Annotated in this window: 19 protein-coding genes; 9 read left to right on the top strand and 10 right to left on the bottom strand. The window is 56.9% G+C overall.

Annotated elements, in window-relative coordinates; all coding sequences use genetic code 11:
* Positions 1 to 11: 11 nt before the first annotated feature.
* A complete protein-coding gene (gene cysQ, locus KT71_RS04410) occupies positions 12 to 842 on the bottom strand; it encodes a 3'(2'),5'-bisphosphate nucleotidase CysQ (protein WP_008292656.1) in 831 nt (276 codons plus the stop codon).
* 47 nt (positions 843 to 889) lie between these two features.
* Between cysQ and yrfG the strand changes: the two genes are divergently transcribed.
* The 5 genes from yrfG to KT71_RS04385 all read left to right on the top strand — a co-directional run bounded on the left by yrfG (position 890) and on the right by KT71_RS04385 (position 5,018).
* Positions 890 to 1,552, top strand: coding sequence for a GMP/IMP nucleotidase (gene yrfG / locus KT71_RS04405; RefSeq protein WP_008292657.1), 663 nt, complete (start codon positions 890 to 892; stop codon positions 1,550 to 1,552).
* On the top strand, positions 1,549 to 1,950 hold the full coding sequence (locus KT71_RS04400) for an RNA-binding S4 domain-containing protein (RefSeq protein ID WP_008292658.1): 402 nt from the start codon (positions 1,549 to 1,551) through the stop codon (positions 1,948 to 1,950). Before yrfG ends, KT71_RS04400 begins: the two co-directional genes overlap by 4 nt.
* 436 nt (positions 1,951 to 2,386) lie before the next feature.
* Positions 2,387 to 3,064 carry a glycosyltransferase gene (locus tag KT71_RS20755; RefSeq protein ID WP_169729141.1) on the top strand — a complete coding sequence of 226 codons (678 nt, stop codon included), beginning with the start codon at positions 2,387 to 2,389 and terminating at the stop codon, positions 3,062 to 3,064.
* Positions 3,061 to 4,002 (top strand): NAD-dependent epimerase/dehydratase family protein, encoded by a 942-nt coding sequence (locus KT71_RS04390; RefSeq protein WP_023659955.1) that lies wholly within the window; start codon positions 3,061 to 3,063, stop codon positions 4,000 to 4,002. The genes KT71_RS20755 and KT71_RS04390 overlap by 4 nt, the downstream gene beginning before the upstream one ends.
* The gene (locus tag KT71_RS04385; RefSeq protein WP_023659954.1) at positions 3,969 to 5,018 is read left to right on the top strand and encodes a glycosyltransferase family 2 protein; all 1,050 of its coding nucleotides are present in this window, start codon (positions 3,969 to 3,971) and stop codon (positions 5,016 to 5,018) included. Before KT71_RS04390 ends, KT71_RS04385 begins: the two co-directional genes overlap by 34 nt.
* A 17-nt stretch (positions 5,019 to 5,035) precedes the next feature.
* On the opposite strand, the gene KT71_RS04380 is transcribed toward KT71_RS04385, so the two are convergent.
* Positions 5,036 to 6,250, bottom strand: a complete 1,215-nt coding sequence (locus KT71_RS04380; protein WP_238549455.1) for a GGDEF domain-containing protein — start codon at positions 6,248 to 6,250, stop codon at positions 5,036 to 5,038.
* A 123-nt stretch (positions 6,251 to 6,373) separates the two neighbouring features.
* Between KT71_RS04380 and KT71_RS04375 the strand changes: the two genes are divergently transcribed.
* The 4 genes from KT71_RS04375 to KT71_RS04360 all read left to right on the top strand — a co-directional run bounded on the left by KT71_RS04375 (position 6,374) and on the right by KT71_RS04360 (position 10,312).
* Entirely contained in the window at positions 6,374 to 7,099 is a 726-nt protein-coding gene (locus tag KT71_RS04375; protein ID WP_023659953.1) for an SGNH/GDSL hydrolase family protein, read from the top strand.
* Between the two features lie 67 nt (positions 7,100 to 7,166).
* The gene (gene dxs, locus KT71_RS04370) at positions 7,167 to 9,107 is read left to right on the top strand and encodes a 1-deoxy-D-xylulose-5-phosphate synthase (protein ID WP_008292665.1); all 1,941 of its coding nucleotides are present in this window, start codon (positions 7,167 to 7,169) and stop codon (positions 9,105 to 9,107) included.
* A 115-nt stretch (positions 9,108 to 9,222) separates the two neighbouring features.
* Entirely contained in the window at positions 9,223 to 9,450 is a 228-nt protein-coding gene (xseB, locus tag KT71_RS04365; RefSeq protein ID WP_008292666.1) for an exodeoxyribonuclease VII small subunit, read from the top strand.
* Between the two features lie 52 nt (positions 9,451 to 9,502).
* Positions 9,503 to 10,312, top strand: a complete 810-nt coding sequence (locus KT71_RS04360) for a polyprenyl synthetase family protein (RefSeq protein ID WP_008292667.1) — start codon at positions 9,503 to 9,505, stop codon at positions 10,310 to 10,312.
* A 72-nt stretch (positions 10,313 to 10,384) separates the two neighbouring features.
* Here KT71_RS04360 and ribA read toward each other — a convergent pair whose 3' ends face one another.
* The 8 genes from ribA to KT71_RS04320 all read right to left on the bottom strand — a co-directional run bounded on the left by ribA (position 10,385) and on the right by KT71_RS04320 (position 15,978).
* Positions 10,385 to 10,978 carry a GTP cyclohydrolase II gene (gene ribA / locus KT71_RS04355; RefSeq protein WP_008292668.1) on the bottom strand — a complete coding sequence of 198 codons (594 nt, stop codon included), beginning with the start codon at positions 10,976 to 10,978 and terminating at the stop codon, positions 10,385 to 10,387.
* Between the two features lie 97 nt (positions 10,979 to 11,075).
* On the bottom strand, positions 11,076 to 11,714 hold the full coding sequence (locus KT71_RS04350) for a retropepsin-like aspartic protease family protein (RefSeq protein WP_202962390.1): 639 nt from the start codon (positions 11,712 to 11,714) through the stop codon (positions 11,076 to 11,078).
* A 29-nt stretch (positions 11,715 to 11,743) separates the two neighbouring features.
* Positions 11,744 to 12,223 carry a phosphatidylglycerophosphatase A family protein gene (locus KT71_RS04345; RefSeq protein WP_008292670.1) on the bottom strand — a complete coding sequence of 160 codons (480 nt, stop codon included), beginning with the start codon at positions 12,221 to 12,223 and terminating at the stop codon, positions 11,744 to 11,746.
* 39 nt (positions 12,224 to 12,262) lie between these two features.
* Positions 12,263 to 13,195: a thiamine-phosphate kinase gene (gene thiL, locus KT71_RS04340; protein ID WP_008292671.1), complete on the bottom strand. Its 933-nt coding sequence runs from the start codon at positions 13,193 to 13,195 to the stop codon at positions 12,263 to 12,265.
* Complete coding sequence (gene nusB / locus KT71_RS04335) at positions 13,182 to 13,634, bottom strand: transcription antitermination factor NusB (RefSeq protein ID WP_008292672.1); 453 nt, start codon at positions 13,632 to 13,634, stop codon at positions 13,182 to 13,184. The genes thiL and nusB overlap by 14 nt, the downstream gene beginning before the upstream one ends.
* Position 13,635: 1 nt before the next feature.
* Positions 13,636 to 14,109 (bottom strand): 6,7-dimethyl-8-ribityllumazine synthase, encoded by a 474-nt coding sequence (gene ribH, locus KT71_RS04330; protein WP_008292673.1) that lies wholly within the window; start codon positions 14,107 to 14,109, stop codon positions 13,636 to 13,638.
* A gap of 64 nt (positions 14,110 to 14,173) precedes the next feature.
* A complete protein-coding gene (ribB, locus tag KT71_RS04325) occupies positions 14,174 to 15,316 on the bottom strand; it encodes a 3,4-dihydroxy-2-butanone-4-phosphate synthase (RefSeq protein ID WP_008292674.1) in 1,143 nt (380 codons plus the stop codon).
* Positions 15,313 to 15,978, bottom strand: coding sequence for a riboflavin synthase (locus KT71_RS04320; RefSeq protein WP_008292675.1), 666 nt, complete (start codon positions 15,976 to 15,978; stop codon positions 15,313 to 15,315). Before KT71_RS04320 ends, ribB begins: the two co-directional genes overlap by 4 nt.
* Positions 15,979 to 16,044: the final 66 nt, after the last annotated feature.

Below are 16,044 nucleotides of genomic sequence, written 5' to 3'. Positions count from 1 at the left end.
CCCCAAACAGCTCACTGAACACTCTCCAGGAGCCCGGCCCACAGGGCAGCGGAGCTATCGCCCACCGCTACAAAGTGTGGGCTTAACAGGGTATCTCGAGCGTTGTACCGAAGGGGCGCGCCATTCAATCCATAAACCGCCCCTCCCGCAGCAGAGACCAGGGCATCCCCGGCGGCGACATCCCACTCGCTGCAGGGGGAAAAACGCGGATAACAATCCCCCTGGCCCGCCGCAAGGTCGCAGAACTTCAGCGCGCTGCCACTGTTTTGCCGCGCGATATCGTGGCTCGACTCAAGATAGGCGATGCAATCATCCAACTGCGGATTGCGGTGCCTTTTACTCGCCAAAAGCACCAACTCTCGGGCAGGAAGCCTGCGGGTTGTGATTGCCGTAGATCGCCAACTGCCCTCTTCCCACCTCAACTCCCAGGCTCCTGCCCCTACGATGCCCAGACTGGCTTTATGCTTAAGAGGTTCGTAGATCAGGCCAACGGTCGGGCGCTGTTCTTCGATCAGGGCAATATTAATCGTGAATTCTCCCGTGCGCTCAAGAAATTCCCGCGTGCCATCGAGGGGATCGACCATCCAGAAACTGTTCCACTGATGTCGCCCGGCTATTTCGCTGCTACTGCACTCCTCGGACAGCAGAGGCAGTTCAGGATTCAACGCGGCCAGGCCGCTGCTCAGTATCTGGTGGGAAGTGAGATCTGCCTGGGTGAGCGGCGTGCGGTCTTCCTTGCTGCTGAAGAGGCTCGCGCTGGCCTCATCGTTGTAGAACTGCACAATGCGCTCCGAGGCCTGATGACAAAGATCCAGAAGCGCCAGGATATCCGTCCGCGTCAAGATTAAGTGCCCAGGGATTTGCATAAGCGCTACTATAGCACCCAGCAATGATTGACTGGCCTAACATTCGCACGGTACTCCTGGACATGGACGGCACCCTGCTGGACCTCCACTACGATAACCATTTCTGGATGGAGTATCTGCCGCGCGCCTACGCTAAAACCCGAGGCATACCGGAAGACGAAGCCATCGCTGAAATTCATGGCGGCTTCGCATCCGTGCGAGGCTCGCTGCCATGGTACTGTCTCGATCATTGGTCCCGGGAACTGGGAATGGACATCCCGACTCTCAAGCGCGAACTCAAGCACATGATTCGTATGCGGCCCTTTTCCCTGGATTTTCTTCGCTGGTTACGAACGCAACCTATGGACGTTTTACTGGTGACCAACGCCCACAGAGAAACCCTGAATATCAAAATGGCCGAGGTGGATATTACACAGTGGTTCGACCGTATCGTGGTCTCCCATGACCTCGACGCCCCAAAGGAGCAGCAGGTTTTTTGGGAGCGCCTTCAGGAACTGCATCCCTTCGATCCTGAGACAACACTGTTCATCGATGACACCGAGTCCGTGCTGGACGCGGCAAAAACCTATGGCATCCGACACCTGTTGACGCTCCTGCAGCCGGACAGTTCCCAACAGAAACGCATGGACACCCGCTTTCCTGGGATTCACCATTTTGACGAGATCATGCCTCAGGCCCGCCCATGAGCACCCTGTCCGCAGAAAAATTGCGCATCGACAAATGGCTGTGGGCGGCGCGCTTTTTCAAAACACGCAGCCTAGCAAAAGCGGCGATTGAAGGCGGCAAGGTACAGCTTGGGGGCCAGCGGGTAAAAGTTTCCCGGGAAATTGTCGTTGGGGACCAGCTTCGCATACGTCAGGGTTGGGATGAACGGGACGTTATAGTCCTTGGCCTCAGCGACCAGCGGCGCGGTGCCCCCGAGGCGCAGGCGCTTTATGAAGAAACCGAGGAAAGCATCGCAAGACGGGAGCAGTCAGCCCAGGCCCGCAAACTTGCCGGCGGCATGATCGACCGGCCACCGGGAAAGCCCGACAAGCGGGCCCGCCGGCAGATTCATCGGTTTCAAAACCTGAACGATGCTTGAGGCACCTGGAAACAAACAAGTCTCTGTTCAAATGATAGCTACGAGCTACCCACGATCAGACATTGATTGGCAGGGCCTTTTTATAAAGTCCATGGTGGACGCAGCGGCAGCCCACCCACAACTGCAGATTCGCCTTTGGTCTCCCAAAGGCCCCCTGCACGAGAGGGCGGAATATACGGCCAGCGAACCTGACGTTAGATTTCTTAGAAAAATGTCGGACAAAGGAGGAGTCGCGCACCTCTTGAGAAACAAGCCAGTGGACGGGGCTCTGACTTCCCTGGAGCTACTCGCTCGCTTACGGCATCAATACCGTCGAAGCAATGCGGACATACTTCACATTAACTGGCTGCAGAACGCGATACCGCTCATTGGAATGAACCGAAAGGCGGTAATCACGGTTCTCGGTACGGATTACCACCTACTCGGTGTTCCCGGCATGAGATTTCTCCTGCGGGCGGCTCTAAAAACCAACCGATGTGTTCTCGCACCCAATGCATCCTGGATGGAACCACGCCTGAAAGATTTTTTTGGGGATGTTGCAGAAATAAGGACGACTAATTTTGGCATTGACGCTAAGTGGTTCGACCTAGGCAATGGACCCGATTCAGACAGAGAGCTATATTTATGCGTTTCCCGAGTGACCAAAAATAAGATGGGGCCGCTTTTTCAATGGAGCAAAGAGCTCTTCTCCAGGAGCAACCCTCTTCACCTTGTGGGACCTAACCAGGAGCAGCTGTCGATTCCCGAGTGGGTGGAACACCATGGGCCGCTTACCGGGGAGGTGCTGGCGGAGTCCTGGTTTCCGAAAACAAAAGCGCTTATCTCTCTCAGCGAACATGCCGAGGGTAGGCCTCAGGTCATGCTAGAGGCTATGGCAGCTGGAATCCCAATTATTGGTTCTTCGCTGCCTGCTCATCGCTGCACGATCGATCATCGTAAAACAGGCTTTCTCGTGGACACAGAAGCTGCATATGTCGAGGCTGTAAAAAACCTCGACAAGGCAAAAATTCGAAAATTCATGTCGAAAAATGCTTCAGCGGTCGCCCGCGATAGCTATGGCTCATGGAATGACTGTGCGGGCCGTTTCCGCGCGATTTACGGGTCCCTCTTGTGAAACGTATTCTGCTTTTGGGCGGCAACGGCTTCCTGGGATCTGCTCTAACTCGATACCTCTCAACCCGAGGCTTCGCTGTAACAAGCCTGTCGAGAAAGATACCGAAAGAGCAGTTGGACGGCGTTCGCTATGTCGGAAGCAATTACGAGAACATCGCCGTACTGTCTGAAGAATTACGTCAGGCAGATACGGTGATACACCTGGCGTGGGACACAACACCGGCAAGCTCCTCATCGCAGCCATCTCTTGAGATTGCAACGAATCTGGCTCCTCTGTCCCGGTTGATTGAAGCAATGCAACGGGACTTTAATGGCTGCTTGTTGTTTGTAAGCTCTGGTGGTGGTGCCGTTTACGGACAGCCCGAGCAATTGCCCCACACGGCAATTTCCGAGAGCCTATTACCAGCCCCCCTTTCCTACTACGGGGCGTCGAAGGTAGCTGCAGAGAGCCTGCTCCATGCTTTTAGCTCAAGAACAGGAACACCAGTTACCGTGCTCAGGCCAAGTAACATCTACGGCCCGGGCCAACTACCGAAAAAAGGCTTTGCGGTTATCCCGACACTGCTAACAACTTTAAGGGAAAATCGAGTGTTTGAAATTGTTGGCAACATGCACAGCAGTCGGGACTATCTGTATGTAGACGATTTTTGTCACCTCCTGAGCATGTGCATACAGAAGTCAGGCACCATGCGAGGCCACGAAACATACAACGTCTGCTCTGGCCACTCAACCACGCTCGCAGAGCTGATAGGACACTCTGAAAAGGTCTCAGGGAACAAGGCAAAGTTACGTCAGATAGATGCCAGAAAAGAGGACCCGAATATCGTCGAACTTTCCGGCGCCAAGGCAGACGATCACTTCAGCTGGTCATCAGAGACCTCGCTTACAGAAGGCCTGGAAAGCACATGGCAATGGATAAACAATCTCAACCTCTCGTAACGGTCTGCGTAGCCAATTTTAACGGGGCCACACTATTGCCTAGTGGCTCGTCATTGATTGAAGAATGCATTGACTCCGTCCTGGGCCAGCAGCTGGATCAGGGGGTTGAGATTTTGGTGTATGACGATGCATCAGAAGACAGATCCAGAGACATTATCAAACAGCGGTACTCTTCCACCGTAACCTTGATAGAAGGCACCCAGAACGTTGGCTATTGCTCGGCAAACAACATCATGGCCTCGCAGGCTTCCGGGAAGTATCTGCTGCTTCTAAACAACGATGCTGCCTTGCGCCCCGGCGCGCTGGAGGCCTTTGCAAAGCAAGCAGCGAAGGATCCTGAAGCGATACTTTCTCTGGAGCAGTATCAATCGTCTACCTTGGAACTCATCGACGCAGGGATGGGATTAGATATTCTCGCAGTTCCCTACCCCCTCAAAGATCACAACCCTGAAAAACTGGTCACTGTAATCGGCGCCTGTCTGTGGGTTGAACAAGCGTATTTCTGCTCGTCGGGCGGCTTTCCTCCGTGGCTGGAATCTATCGGCGAGGACCTGTTTCTATGCCTGTCAGCTCGCTCCGTCGGAAGAAGTGTAAGCATCGCGCAGGGCTCCAGCTACCTCCATCACTCGGGGTTCTCATTTGGTGGAGGCAAAGCGGATCAAACCGGCACAACAAGTTTTCGACGCCGCTTCCTAAGCGAACGGAACAGGCTGAGCATTCTGCTGATCTTTTTTCCGGCAGTATCCATTGCCCCCTTAACGCTCGCTTTCCTTCTTTCCTGGGTTGCAGAGGCGATTCTATTATCGTTAGTGCATCAGTCTTTTAAGCCGGTCACGAAAATTTACTACCCCGCGATGCGTGAGTTAATCAAGCTTGCACCAAAGATCTACAGACAACGACAGTTAAGCCGGGCGGAGAACGTGCAATCCGCTCGGGATTTTTTTGCGAGGCTAACTTTTATGCCAGCAAAGCTTCGCTTCTTGCTGACGCACGGGCTACCGCGTTTAAGCGGGTAATGCACTGCCAGGCCACCTTACACCACGGCGATCTGGTCACGTCCCTCCCGCTTTGCTGTGTACAGCGCGGCGTCAGCGCGGTCCACGAGAACGCCTGGATCCACATCCTCATCGGGCATGATAGAAAGCACGCCCTGGGAAATGCTGATGCGATCCGATACCTCCGATGCGCTGTGGGGAATATTCTCTTCATAAACCAGCCGTTTGAGACGCTCCGCGGTGCGCAGGGCATCCGCTGCCTTCGCCCCGGGTAGCACCAGGATAAACTCCTCGCCGCCGTAGCGCGCCGCCACCTCGCCCGCCCGGGCCGTGGCACGCTGCATAATGTCACCGATCCGGCGAAGTACTTCGTCACCCGCAGGATGTCCATAGGTGTCGTTGTACTTTTTGAAAAAATCCACATCGATTAGCACTACGGACAACCAGCCATGACTCCGTCGCGCACGGTTAACCTCTTCCCTGAGCGTCTGATTAACAAGGCGGCGATTGCCGAGGCCTGTGAGCTCGTCAATGTTGGCAAGATCCGTCAGCTGCCGTCGGGCTTCCTGTAGCTGCAGATTGCGATCACGCAGGGAGTTCGTGATCTGCCCCAGCTCGCGCGCCATGGCCTCCTGTTGCCAGTTAAGGCTCAGCATACGTCTAAAAGTATCGTGAATACCGTTACTCGCTGCCACCAGCAAACCCGTCAGAGCGAGAAGCAGAATACCCAGAAGGAGGTTATGGGGCTGGTCCCAAAAGTGAGCCAGACACCACCAGGCGATGGGCCATAGCGCAGAAAAAACAAAAACCAGAAAGTACTCCCGCACCACGACCATTACCGCGAGGGAGATAGCGGAGATCATCACCACAATGAGGAGTAACAGATACTGGAGCGTGGGAGGCAGGAATTGACCAACGTAGATGTAAGTCCCTGACCACGCCAGCCCCGTCACCGCCGACCCCAGGATAAGCAGCCAGAATACCCGCTTTGGCCGGGACACATAGCGTCGATCGGCAAGGGCACCACTCATATAAAGGGATCGCAGCAACAACAGAATCATCAGACCAAAGCCCCACAACAACAGGCTTTGAGGCTCGAAATAGGGCCACAACAATGCCATTGCCGCTATCGCGCCGATGAGGTTGGCCATCATCGATGCGATGCGCCCATGCTGCATAAGCAGCTCGAGCTGCGCCGAGAAAAGCTCGTCGTCGGGTATGTTGCGCAGGTAAATCATGGCAAAAGTGTACACTCCGCGGCCCCTTCGGGTAAGGACCAACACTGTGGATGAGACATCGATCACAGGGTCTCGATTGGGTCATTGCCCGCCATCCCCTGCTAGGACACACTTACCTGCGAATACGGGGGATACAGTATGTATCAATGGAAATCATTACGAACCCTGGCGGGGCTATTGCTCTGCCTGCCCCTCATTCATTTCACATTTATCCTGGCCTCAGACCTGAACAACTACCTCGATCCGTCCCCGGAAGTCTGGAACGCCGACATTGCTGACCTCGCTGACAGCGATCTGGACAAAAAACTACCCGACAAACCCATCGTGGTGATCGGCGGTCATCGTGTTCGTTTATGGAAGGACTTACCCGCCGGGCTCCTTCCTCACCAAACATTACTCAGACCTCTGGGCGATGCGACTCTGGAGGATCTGTCCTACCACTTTGATCGCCTGGCAGCGTTCTATCGTCCCGACATTCTGGTGATATTTCCGGGTTACGCAGATTTGCACCTCCGTGACGAGAAAACACCGGCAGATTTTCGGGACAGTATGCGAGCACTGTTAAAACTCGATGAGGAGTACGGAGCAAGCAGCTGGCGTTATGTGATTGCGCCGGTGCAAATGCCGCTGCACCCCGATGACGCAGAACGTATCGAGAAGATCGGCGACCTCCTCAAGCTTATGGCTGACGAAGTTCCAGACCTGACTATCATTGACCCCAACCCCATGCTACAGGGAGCGGCAGGCACGCCTAACCCTGAGTATTATCGGGGCGACGGTGTAAACCTCAGCCCAGCGGGTTATGCACGGATAACTCTGCTGCTTGCTACGGAAATCAAAGCGCGCGACGACGCCCCGCGGTAAAAACCCCGCCAATAATTGTCTGTCACAACGACCACCAACAACGCGTATTTTGAGCTACACTTTCGCGATGTTTAATGAACTTCCCACGGCACGCCCCAACACTCCGGTTCTGGACAAAATTGACCAGGGCCTGAATTTGTCCGAACTCCCTGAAGAAGAGCTGGAAGCCCTCCCGGAAGAATTGCGCTCCTATCTGTTATTCAGTGCAGGACAGTCCGGCGGACACTTTGGCGCCGGTCTCGGCGTCGTAGAGCTGACGATTGCACTACACAGAGTGTTTGACACGCCGCGGGACAGGGTGGTGTGGGACGTGGGGCACCAGGCTTACCCCCACAAAATTCTCACGGGTCGCATGCAACGCATGCACACCATACGGCAGGCTGGCGGTCTCGCGGGTTTTCCAAAACGCAGCGAGAGCGACTACGACACTTTTGGCGTCGGGCACTCCTCCACCAGCATTTCCGCCGCCATGGGCATGGCTTTGGCCGCAGCCCGGGAAAAGGACCCCCGTCGTGTTGTGGCGGTCATTGGAGACGGTGCGATTACCGGCGGCATGGCCTTTGAAGCCCTGGCCCATGCTGGCGACGTGCGCCCCAATATGCTGGTGATTCTCAACGACAACCAAATGTCCATTGGCAAAAACACCGGTGGCCTCGCCAAATACTTTGCGAAAATATGGGCAAGCAAAACCTATATCAGCATGCGCGAGGGCGGCAAACGGGCCCTCGCCATGATCAAGCCCGCCTGGGATCTCGCTAAGCGTACCGAAGAGCATATGAAGGGCATGGTGGCGCCCGGCACTTTATTTGAGGAGCTCGGCTGGCATTACATTGGCCCCATTGATGGTCATGATCTACCCCAGCTCGTTCAGACCCTGGAGAACATGCGCGATCTTGAGGGACCCCAATTCCTTCACGTTCTCACCATGAAGGGCAAAGGCTATTCGCCTGCTGAGGCGGATCCCATTGGCTTCCATGCGATTAACAAACTGGAAGTGAAACCGAGTCTCGAGGCAGGCGATGCGCCCCCTGCAGCACCGCCGCCTACTTTGAAGAAAGTGAAGTATCAGGATGTGTTCGGGCAGTGGCTGTGTGATATGGCTGCGACGGACGACAGACTCATGGCGATCACGCCGGCGATGTGCGAAGGCTCGGGGATGGTGCCCTACGCCGCACAATACCCGGATCGTTTTTTTGACGTGGCCATCGCCGAACAGCATGCAGTGACACTGGCTGCCGGTATGGCCTGCGAAGGGGCGAAGCCGGTGGTTGCCATCTACTCCACGTTTCTGCAGCGCGCCTATGACCAACTGGTGCACGACGTTGCCCTGCAAAAGCTCGACGTTACTTTTGCCATTGATCGCGCGGGCCTGGTGGGTCAGGACGGACCCACCCACCACGGCGCCTTTGATATTAGTTATCTACGCTGTATTCCGAACATGGTCATCGGTGCGCCCTCGGACGAAAACGAGTGCCGCCAGATGCTATATACGGCCTATCGCCACCCTGGCCCGGCGGCTATCCGTTACCCGCGGGGCACCGGTCCCGGCGCACTCATCGAAGAAACCATGGCTGAACTGCCAATTGGAAAAGCAGTACTCGTGAGACCGGGTCAAGAGATCGCAATCCTGAATTTTGGCGCGCTATTCTCCGAGGCCATGAAAGCCGGCGAAGAGTTAGATGCAACGGTAGTCGATATGCGCTGGGTGAAGCCCCTGGACGAAGAAATGATCCTGGAGCTTGCCGCCAGCCATAGTCTGATTATCACTTTGGAAGAAAACGCTATCGCGGGAGGAGCGGGGTCGGCGGTCGCGGAGTATCTGTCTCAGAACAATGTCCGCTGCCCGGTTAAGCACTTCGGCATACCCGATGAATTTATTGACCATGGCGATCAGGCAATGCTTCGACAGCTTGCAGGCGCTTATGCGGATCCAATTATTGATGCAGGGAAATCGGCCACGACACGCTCTGCTGATCCGAGTCCGCTGGCGCAAGTGAGTAGAAGCTAGCGATGTGCTAGGCCCTCAGATTCTCCAGTAAAACCTGGTGCCTGCTGCAGCCTTATTCCGCCACCTAGCGGAGCTTTAACCATTAGTTTCCAGATTAGCCACTTAGCGAGAGAACGTGACGAAGAAAAAACCGAACTTTGAATCCACGGTAAAAGAAGTTGACGAGCTGGTGCAGCGCCTTGAAAGCGGCGATGCAGGACTGGAGGATTCCTTAGAGACTTACGAAAAAGGCATCGCGGCTATCAAAGCTGCTCAGCAACAACTCGTTGAAGCCGAGCAACGAGTTCAGCTTCTCATTGACAAAGCGTCGACTGAAGAGTCGTCTGAAGACGACGCTGTATAGTGTCAACGGCTCCAACGCTTAGATCGCAATGCCTCCACCCGGGAAATACGAGATGAACCCGACGCGCCTGAACGACGCGAGGAGTTACTCCCTGAACATTCCCGGCAAACGCCTCCGCCCCCAACTCCTTGAGGCCTCTGCCCGCGCCACGGGTAACGACAGGGCAGAAGCCCTCGCAGGCCCCTCGGCGGAGGCCATCGAACTGATCCACACCTACTCGCTGATCCACGACGATCTTCCAGCCATGGATGACGATGACCTTCGGCGGGGCCGTCCTACGCTGCATGTTGCCTTTGATGAGGCAACGGCGATTCTCGTAGGGGACGGGTTGCAGGCGAAAGCCTTTGAACTCATTGCCAATGATGATGAACTGAGCACCGAACAGCGCGTCAGACTGATTGCACGACTCGCGAAAGCCGCAGGCTTTGATGGCATGGTGGGTGGGCAGGGCCTGGATATTGAGGCAACAAACAAAGACCTCAGCCTCGACGATTTGAAAAACATCCACGCTCTCAAAACCGGCGCGCTTATTACCGCCGCGCTTGTTATGGGCGGCATCGTGGGAAACGCCACGGACGCTCAGCTAGCCACACTGGAAACCGTAGGAGAAAAAATCGGGCTGGCGTTTCAAATCATTGATGACGTTATCGACGTGCGCAGTGACAGCAGCACCTTAGGCAAGACTGCAGGCAAAGATGCAGCAGCTGGCAAAACAACCTACGTTGCGCTCATGGGAGTCGAGACTGCTCAGACCCTGGCAATGGAACTTTATGATGAAGCTCTGGCTTTGATAGCCGACTGGGATAGCAGCGCCGACAGCCTGCGAGCATTGCTTGGAAAAATGGTGAAACGCGACCGTTAAAACCGCCCCCGCAACGCATCCCTCATGGAGAGCTGCGCGATGGTGAGCTGCGCGGGCTCAGGCCGTCGGACTCTAACGCGCCTCAAACATATGGCCCAGCTTGGCCCCTTTCGTCTGGAGATACTTCTCGTTATGGGGATTGCTGTCGCACTGCAGCGCAACACGCTCCGTCACTTCAATTCCCAGATCTGTCAGGGCAGAGACTTTTCGGGGATTATTAGTCATTAGCCGCACCTTGCTCATCTGTAGATGAGCAAACATAGGCTGCACAATTGAGTAGTCGCGCATATCCGCGCCAAACCCCAGCTGCTCATTGGCCTCTACGGTATCGGCACCCTCGTCCTGCAGCTTGTACGCCCTAATTTTGTTAAGGAGTCCAATGCCCCGCCCCTCCTGCCGCAGATAGAGCAACGCCCCCCGCCCCTCGTGGGCAATGGCGCGGAGCGCCGCCTGAAGCTGATTACCGCAGTCGCAGCGGAGACTGAAAAGCGTGTCGCCGGTCAGGCACTCGGAATGCACCCGCGTGAGCACAGGTTCGTCAGTCGACACATCACCCAGGGTAAGCACCAGGTGCTCCTTATTTGCGGTCACGTCCTCGAAACCGTGCATGGTGAACACGGCCCAGTCGGTGGGCAGGCGGGAAGCCTCTACAAATCTTACGGACACAGATTCATCCAGTCATGATGAGGGCGCGCTAGTCTACCAGAGCTCAGAGGGCTCACGAACCGTAAAATCGGCCATCGCGAAGTGCTCAACACCGGGCTTACCACAGCGCTTTCAGCGTCAGGATGCCGCCCTGCTCCTGTATATCGACATGTTGCAGGAAACTCATTCCCAACAGCGCAACAGAGGGCTGATCGCCATCGATAACCGTTGCCGCGACGCCCTCAACGCGGATGCCGCCCACGGTAACCGCATCCAACACAACCCGCCGCGCTGGCACGATGGATCCCGCCGTCTGCACTCGCGCGGCCGCGCCTTCGTCATCAGCGATACCAACGGCGCGGGCGTCGCGGCTGTTCAAGGCAATAATGTTTGCGCCCGTATCTACAATCACGGAGAGGCGAACGTTGTTGATCTCTGCAGTAGTGACATATTGCATCTGATCGTTTCGGGGAATCGTGATGCTGCGCTCGGCCGGGGCAGCAAACTGACCGCTGATACGCTGGGAGACGCGCAAACGCTGCTGCCGCCCCCCAACTTCCACCAAAGCCGATTGGGCATCCGCTGCGAGAAGCTTCACACCGCTCTCGCTCTGACCTTCACGGAGAGTCACCCGGCGACCATCAATCTGCATGACGGCCAGGCCGGGAAGCAGGGCCTCCACCTGTATCTCCGTCGCCGTCACCCACGAGCAAACGAGAAACAACAGCAGCGGTAGTGCTCCCTTTCTCCCTCGCACTCGCATTCCCCCTGGCAATCTCGCGCTCACTATCCAGCTCCGAAGCGCAGCGCGAGATGCAGCACACCGCAGGCCAGCAGGCCGGCTACAACGTCATCAATCATGATGCCAAAGCCACCACGGGCATGGCGATCCAGCCACCCGATGGGCCAGGGCTTTGCAATATCAAAAAGGCGGAAAACCAGAAAACCCGCAAGCACCCATAGAGGCTCTGCAGGCATGGCCCAGAGTGCTATCCAAAGCCCCACAAACTCGTCCCAGACGATGCCCGGGTGATCATGGACGTTCAGCGCCTTGCTGGCGCGGTCGCAAATCCACACGCCGACGATGGCTGCCAGCACCACAATGCCGCTATAAACCCACAAGGACTGGCTTGCCATAAGCATGTAAAAAGGTAGCGCAGCCACGGTACCGACGGTGCCCGGCGCTTTTGGCGCAAGCCCCGAGCCAAGGCCGAAAGCGAGGAGCTGCACGGGATCCGCGAGATTCGGACGGGGCAGCGCGCTCACAGGGACACAGCGCTCAAAAGATTCACAGGAACATCCTCCTTAAAAATGACGATATCCATCCACGGCGTCGGCGGCATCACAGCGTACACCGGCGCCCTCCTCAACGCGTCCTATTACACAGGACCCCGGTGGGAGCTCATGGGACTCTGGTAGGGTAAAGCCGAGGCAATAGTCTTCACCGCCACCCAGGGCCCAGGCGAGGGCCTGCTCCCCTGACGCTATAGAATTCACTGCCTCGGAGATCGGCAACTGCGACGAATCGACGATCACGCAAACCTTACTCGCCTCGGCGATGTGCCCCAGATCAGCGAGAAGTCCATCAGACACATCCACGGCAGCAGTCGCCTTTCCCCGCAGACTTATGCCCAGATCGAGAGCGGGCATGGGTCTCCAAAAATGCTCTCGCAATGCAGTATTGGCCGGCCCGTCTCCGGCAACGCGGCCTTCAATAAGCGCAAGGCCCGCCGCCGCATCACCCAGGGGGCCACTGACACAAACCCTGTCCCCGGGCCTGGCACCGTCGCGGCGGATAGCCCCACCTGCGGGGACCGCACCCATCACCTGCACGCTCAGCGTCAAACTACCTCGCGTTAAATCGCCACCGACCAGGGGCAGGGAAAAATCCCCTACGGCATCACTTAATCCCAAGCGCAGCTCGCGTAACCAGGCGTCGTCGGCCTCGGGGATCGTAAGGGCCAGAGTCATGCCCAGAGGTCTGGCACCCATCGCCGCCAGATCGCTGGTGGCAGCGGCCACGGCCCGGTAGGCAAGTTCCGAGGGCGGGGAATCAAAGGGAAAATGCACGCCTTCGAGCATGCTATCGACAGATACCACCAGTTCCTCGTGAGCATCCAGGCGCAGAACCGCGCCGTCATCGCCGTTTCCCACAACGACAGCCGGCCCCCTGTCCAGCTCTTTGAGGTAGCGCGCGATGAGGCTGAACTCGTCGCGCGGCTGCTTACCGCCCGGCACTGACCTCGGGACCGCGCAGCTGTCGTGCCAACTTGTCGAGCACGCCATTGATGTACTTGTAGCTCTCCGCGGCACCAAATTTTTTGGCCAGCGCCACGGACTCGTTAATCACCACCCGGTAAGGCACGTCGATGCGATCGCGAAGCTCAAAGCCACCCATGCGAAGCAGGGAGCGCTCAATGGGATCGAGCTCGCGGATTTCCCGGTCCAGGAGGGGCTCGAGCAAACTATCAAGCTCCTCCACCAAAGGTGGAACGCCGTGAATCAGGGCCTGGAAATACTCCAGATCCACGACGGAAAAGTCATAATCCGTGCGGAATTCCGCCTCAATATCCGTAGCAGTGGCACCCGCCATGTGCCACTGATACAGGGCCTGGAGGGCGTAATGGCGTGCCTTCCTTCGCCGGGCAACCAGTTCCTGTTGAGCCTGTTTCGACACCTCAGTCGAACTGGCTCAGGAGGCTGACCATTTCCAGCGCCGACAGTGCGGCTTCCACACCCTTGTTTCCTGCCTTGGTGCCCGAACGTTCAATAGCCTGCTCGATACTGTCTACCGTCAGTACACCAAAGGCGATGGGAATATCGTGGTTGAGGCTGACCTGGGCAATGCCCTTGGTGCACTCTCCGGCCACGTGTTCGAAGTGGGGAGTACCGCCACGAATCACGGCGCCCAGGGCCACAATGGCATCGTAGCTCCCGGTTTTGGCCAGGCGCTGACAGGCCAGGGGAATCTCAAACGCTCCGGGTACACGGATGACGGTGATTTGCTCGGAAGCAACGCCATGCCGCTTTAGCGTATCCACGGCGCCCTCGAGCAAATGCTCTACTACAAAACTGTTCCAGCGACCCACCAGGAGCGCGTAACGCCCGCTTGTGTGCGTCATTGTCCCTTCGATGGTTTTCAGGCTACTCATGATCTACTCGTCTCACTCTTTTTGGCCGTCACCTTTTCCAATGACAGCGCTCTCGTTCTCGCGTTTAAATAATTTCTTCTGACACCACAGGCTCGAGATAATCAATGACCTCAAGACCAAATCCGGAGATGGCATTGTACTTGATCGGCGCACCCATAAGGCGAATCTTACCCACCCCCAATTCGCGCAGGATCTGGGATCCCACACCCACGGTGTTGTAGCTATCGCTCGCCTTGGGGTCCCGGGGTTCGATTTCGCCCAGGGCCAGATCCACACTGTGGAGTAGCTGCTCGTCCGTTTCGCTACGGCCCAGCAAGACCAAAACCCCTGACCCGCTCTTGGCGATGGCAGCGAGGCTTCGCTGAACGCTCCAGCCCACTTGCCCCTGAACATCGCTGCCCAGGAGATCCCGCAGAGTAGATGTCGCATGCACCCGCACCAGGGTAGGCTCCGTGGCGCTGATTTCTCCGAGACTCAGGGCAATATGCAGGCCGCCATGGGTGCGGTCACGGTAGGTGGCCAGCTGAAAGTTGCCATAGCGGGTGGAGATAACGCCCTCACGCACCCGTTCAATCGTTTGCTCGTTAGCAATGCGGTAGTGAATGAGATCCGCCACGGTTCCGACCTTAAGACCATGCTCTTCGGCAAAGGCCGTCAATGCCGGTCCGTCGGCGAGTTCTCCCTGATCATCCAGCACGTCAGCAATCACTGCCGCGGGCGTAAGGCCGGCTATGCGCGTGTAATCCACAGCGGTCTCCGTATGCCCCGCGCGGGTGAGCACGCCTCCCGCCTGGGCCGCCAAAGGAAAGATATGGCCCGGTTGCACAATATCGGCCGGCTCAGCCTGCGCCGCCACGGCCACCTGCACCGTATGTGCCCTGTCGGCTGCAGAAATCCCCGTATCGATACCCTTCGCGGCCTCAATAGACAGGGTGAAGTGCGAGTTATCGCTCGCAGCACCGGCGACCATGGGCGGCAGATCCAACTGCTCGCAGCGCTCCTGGGTGAGCGCCAGGCATACGAGTCCCCGCGCCTTGCGGGCCATAAACGTCACGTGCTCTGCGGAGCAATGTTCCGCCGCCACCATGACGACGCCCTCGTTATTACGCGCGTCCTTTTCATTTCTCTCGTCGAGAATGACCACCATGCGGCCCTGACGGAGATCGTCGAGTAACTCCCCAACACTGCTAATGCTCAACTTGCTCATGCGCCTTTATCCAGATATCCGTTGTCCGCCAGGGTCTGATAGTCGATGCCCCCACCGGGACTCGCCGCCGCCGTGCCCTGGAGCAGGCGCTCGAGGTAGCGGGCAATCACATCCACTTCGAGGTTCACGGGACTGCCGGGGCTGTAATGCTCAAATACGGTTTCAGTCATTGTCTGGGGGATGATGTTGAGATCGAAACAGGCGCCATCAACCGCGTTTACCGTCAGGCTCGTGCCGTCGATGCAAATGCTCCCCTTGTGAGCAATGTATTTTGCGAGGGCGTCGGGAGCGCGGACCACAACACGCCAGGACCTCGCATCCTCGACCATGCTGACAATTTCTCCAAGCCCATCCACATGGCCGCTCACAATGTGACCACCCAGGCGGCTCTGGGGTGTCAGGGATTTCTCAAGATTGACGGGGGAACCCTGGGAGAGATTACCCAGGGTCGTGAGGTTCAGAGTTTCGCGGGATACATCCGCCCAGAATCCATCGCCGGGCAGCTCCGTCACCGTCAGGCAGACACCATTGGTAGCAATACTGTCACCGATACCTACATCGTCAAGGGACAGCTTCCCCGTATGAATCCGCAAACGCAGATCACCGCCGCTGGGCTGCTGTGCCGCGACCGTACCCACTGCCTGAATAATACCCGTGAACATACGATTACCTTAATCTGCTGCTACTTGCTGTGCTGGTTGTTGGTGCTGTTGTAAAGAATCTTGTAA

The organism is Congregibacter litoralis KT71 (genome assembly GCF_000153125.2).
Classification (GTDB): Bacteria; Pseudomonadota; Gammaproteobacteria; order Pseudomonadales; family Halieaceae; genus Congregibacter; species Congregibacter litoralis.
The sequence above is the reverse complement of the archived record's forward strand: the minus strand, read 5'-3'. Positions and strand labels throughout refer to the sequence as shown.

Bases quoted from the DNA above. Each gene is read 5' to 3' on its own strand.
- ribB (WP_008292674.1), bottom strand. From the start codon at position 15,316: ATGAGCAAGTTGAGCATTAGCAGTGTTGGGGAGTTACTCGACGATCTC.
- KT71_RS20755 (WP_169729141.1), top strand. From the start codon at position 2,387: ATGAGATTTCTCCTGCGGGCGGCTCTAAAAACCAACCGATGTGTTCTC.
- ribH (WP_008292673.1), bottom strand. From the start codon at position 14,109: ATGAGTAGCCTGAAAACCATCGAAGGGACAATGACGCACACAAGCGGG.
- KT71_RS04320 (WP_008292675.1), bottom strand. From the start codon at position 15,978: ATGTTCACGGGTATTATTCAGGCAGTGGGTACGGTCGCGGCACAGCAG.
- KT71_RS04375 (WP_023659953.1), top strand. From the start codon at position 6,374: ATGTATCAATGGAAATCATTACGAACCCTGGCGGGGCTATTGCTCTGC.
- dxs (WP_008292665.1), top strand. From the start codon at position 7,167: ATGTTTAATGAACTTCCCACGGCACGCCCCAACACTCCGGTTCTGGAC.
- KT71_RS04385 (WP_023659954.1), top strand. From the start codon at position 3,969: ATGGCAATGGATAAACAATCTCAACCTCTCGTAACGGTCTGCGTAGCC.
- KT71_RS04400 (WP_008292658.1), top strand. From the start codon at position 1,549: ATGAGCACCCTGTCCGCAGAAAAATTGCGCATCGACAAATGGCTGTGG.
- yrfG (WP_008292657.1), top strand. From the start codon at position 890: ATGATTGACTGGCCTAACATTCGCACGGTACTCCTGGACATGGACGGC.
- KT71_RS04360 (WP_008292667.1), top strand. From the start codon at position 9,503: ATGAACCCGACGCGCCTGAACGACGCGAGGAGTTACTCCCTGAACATT.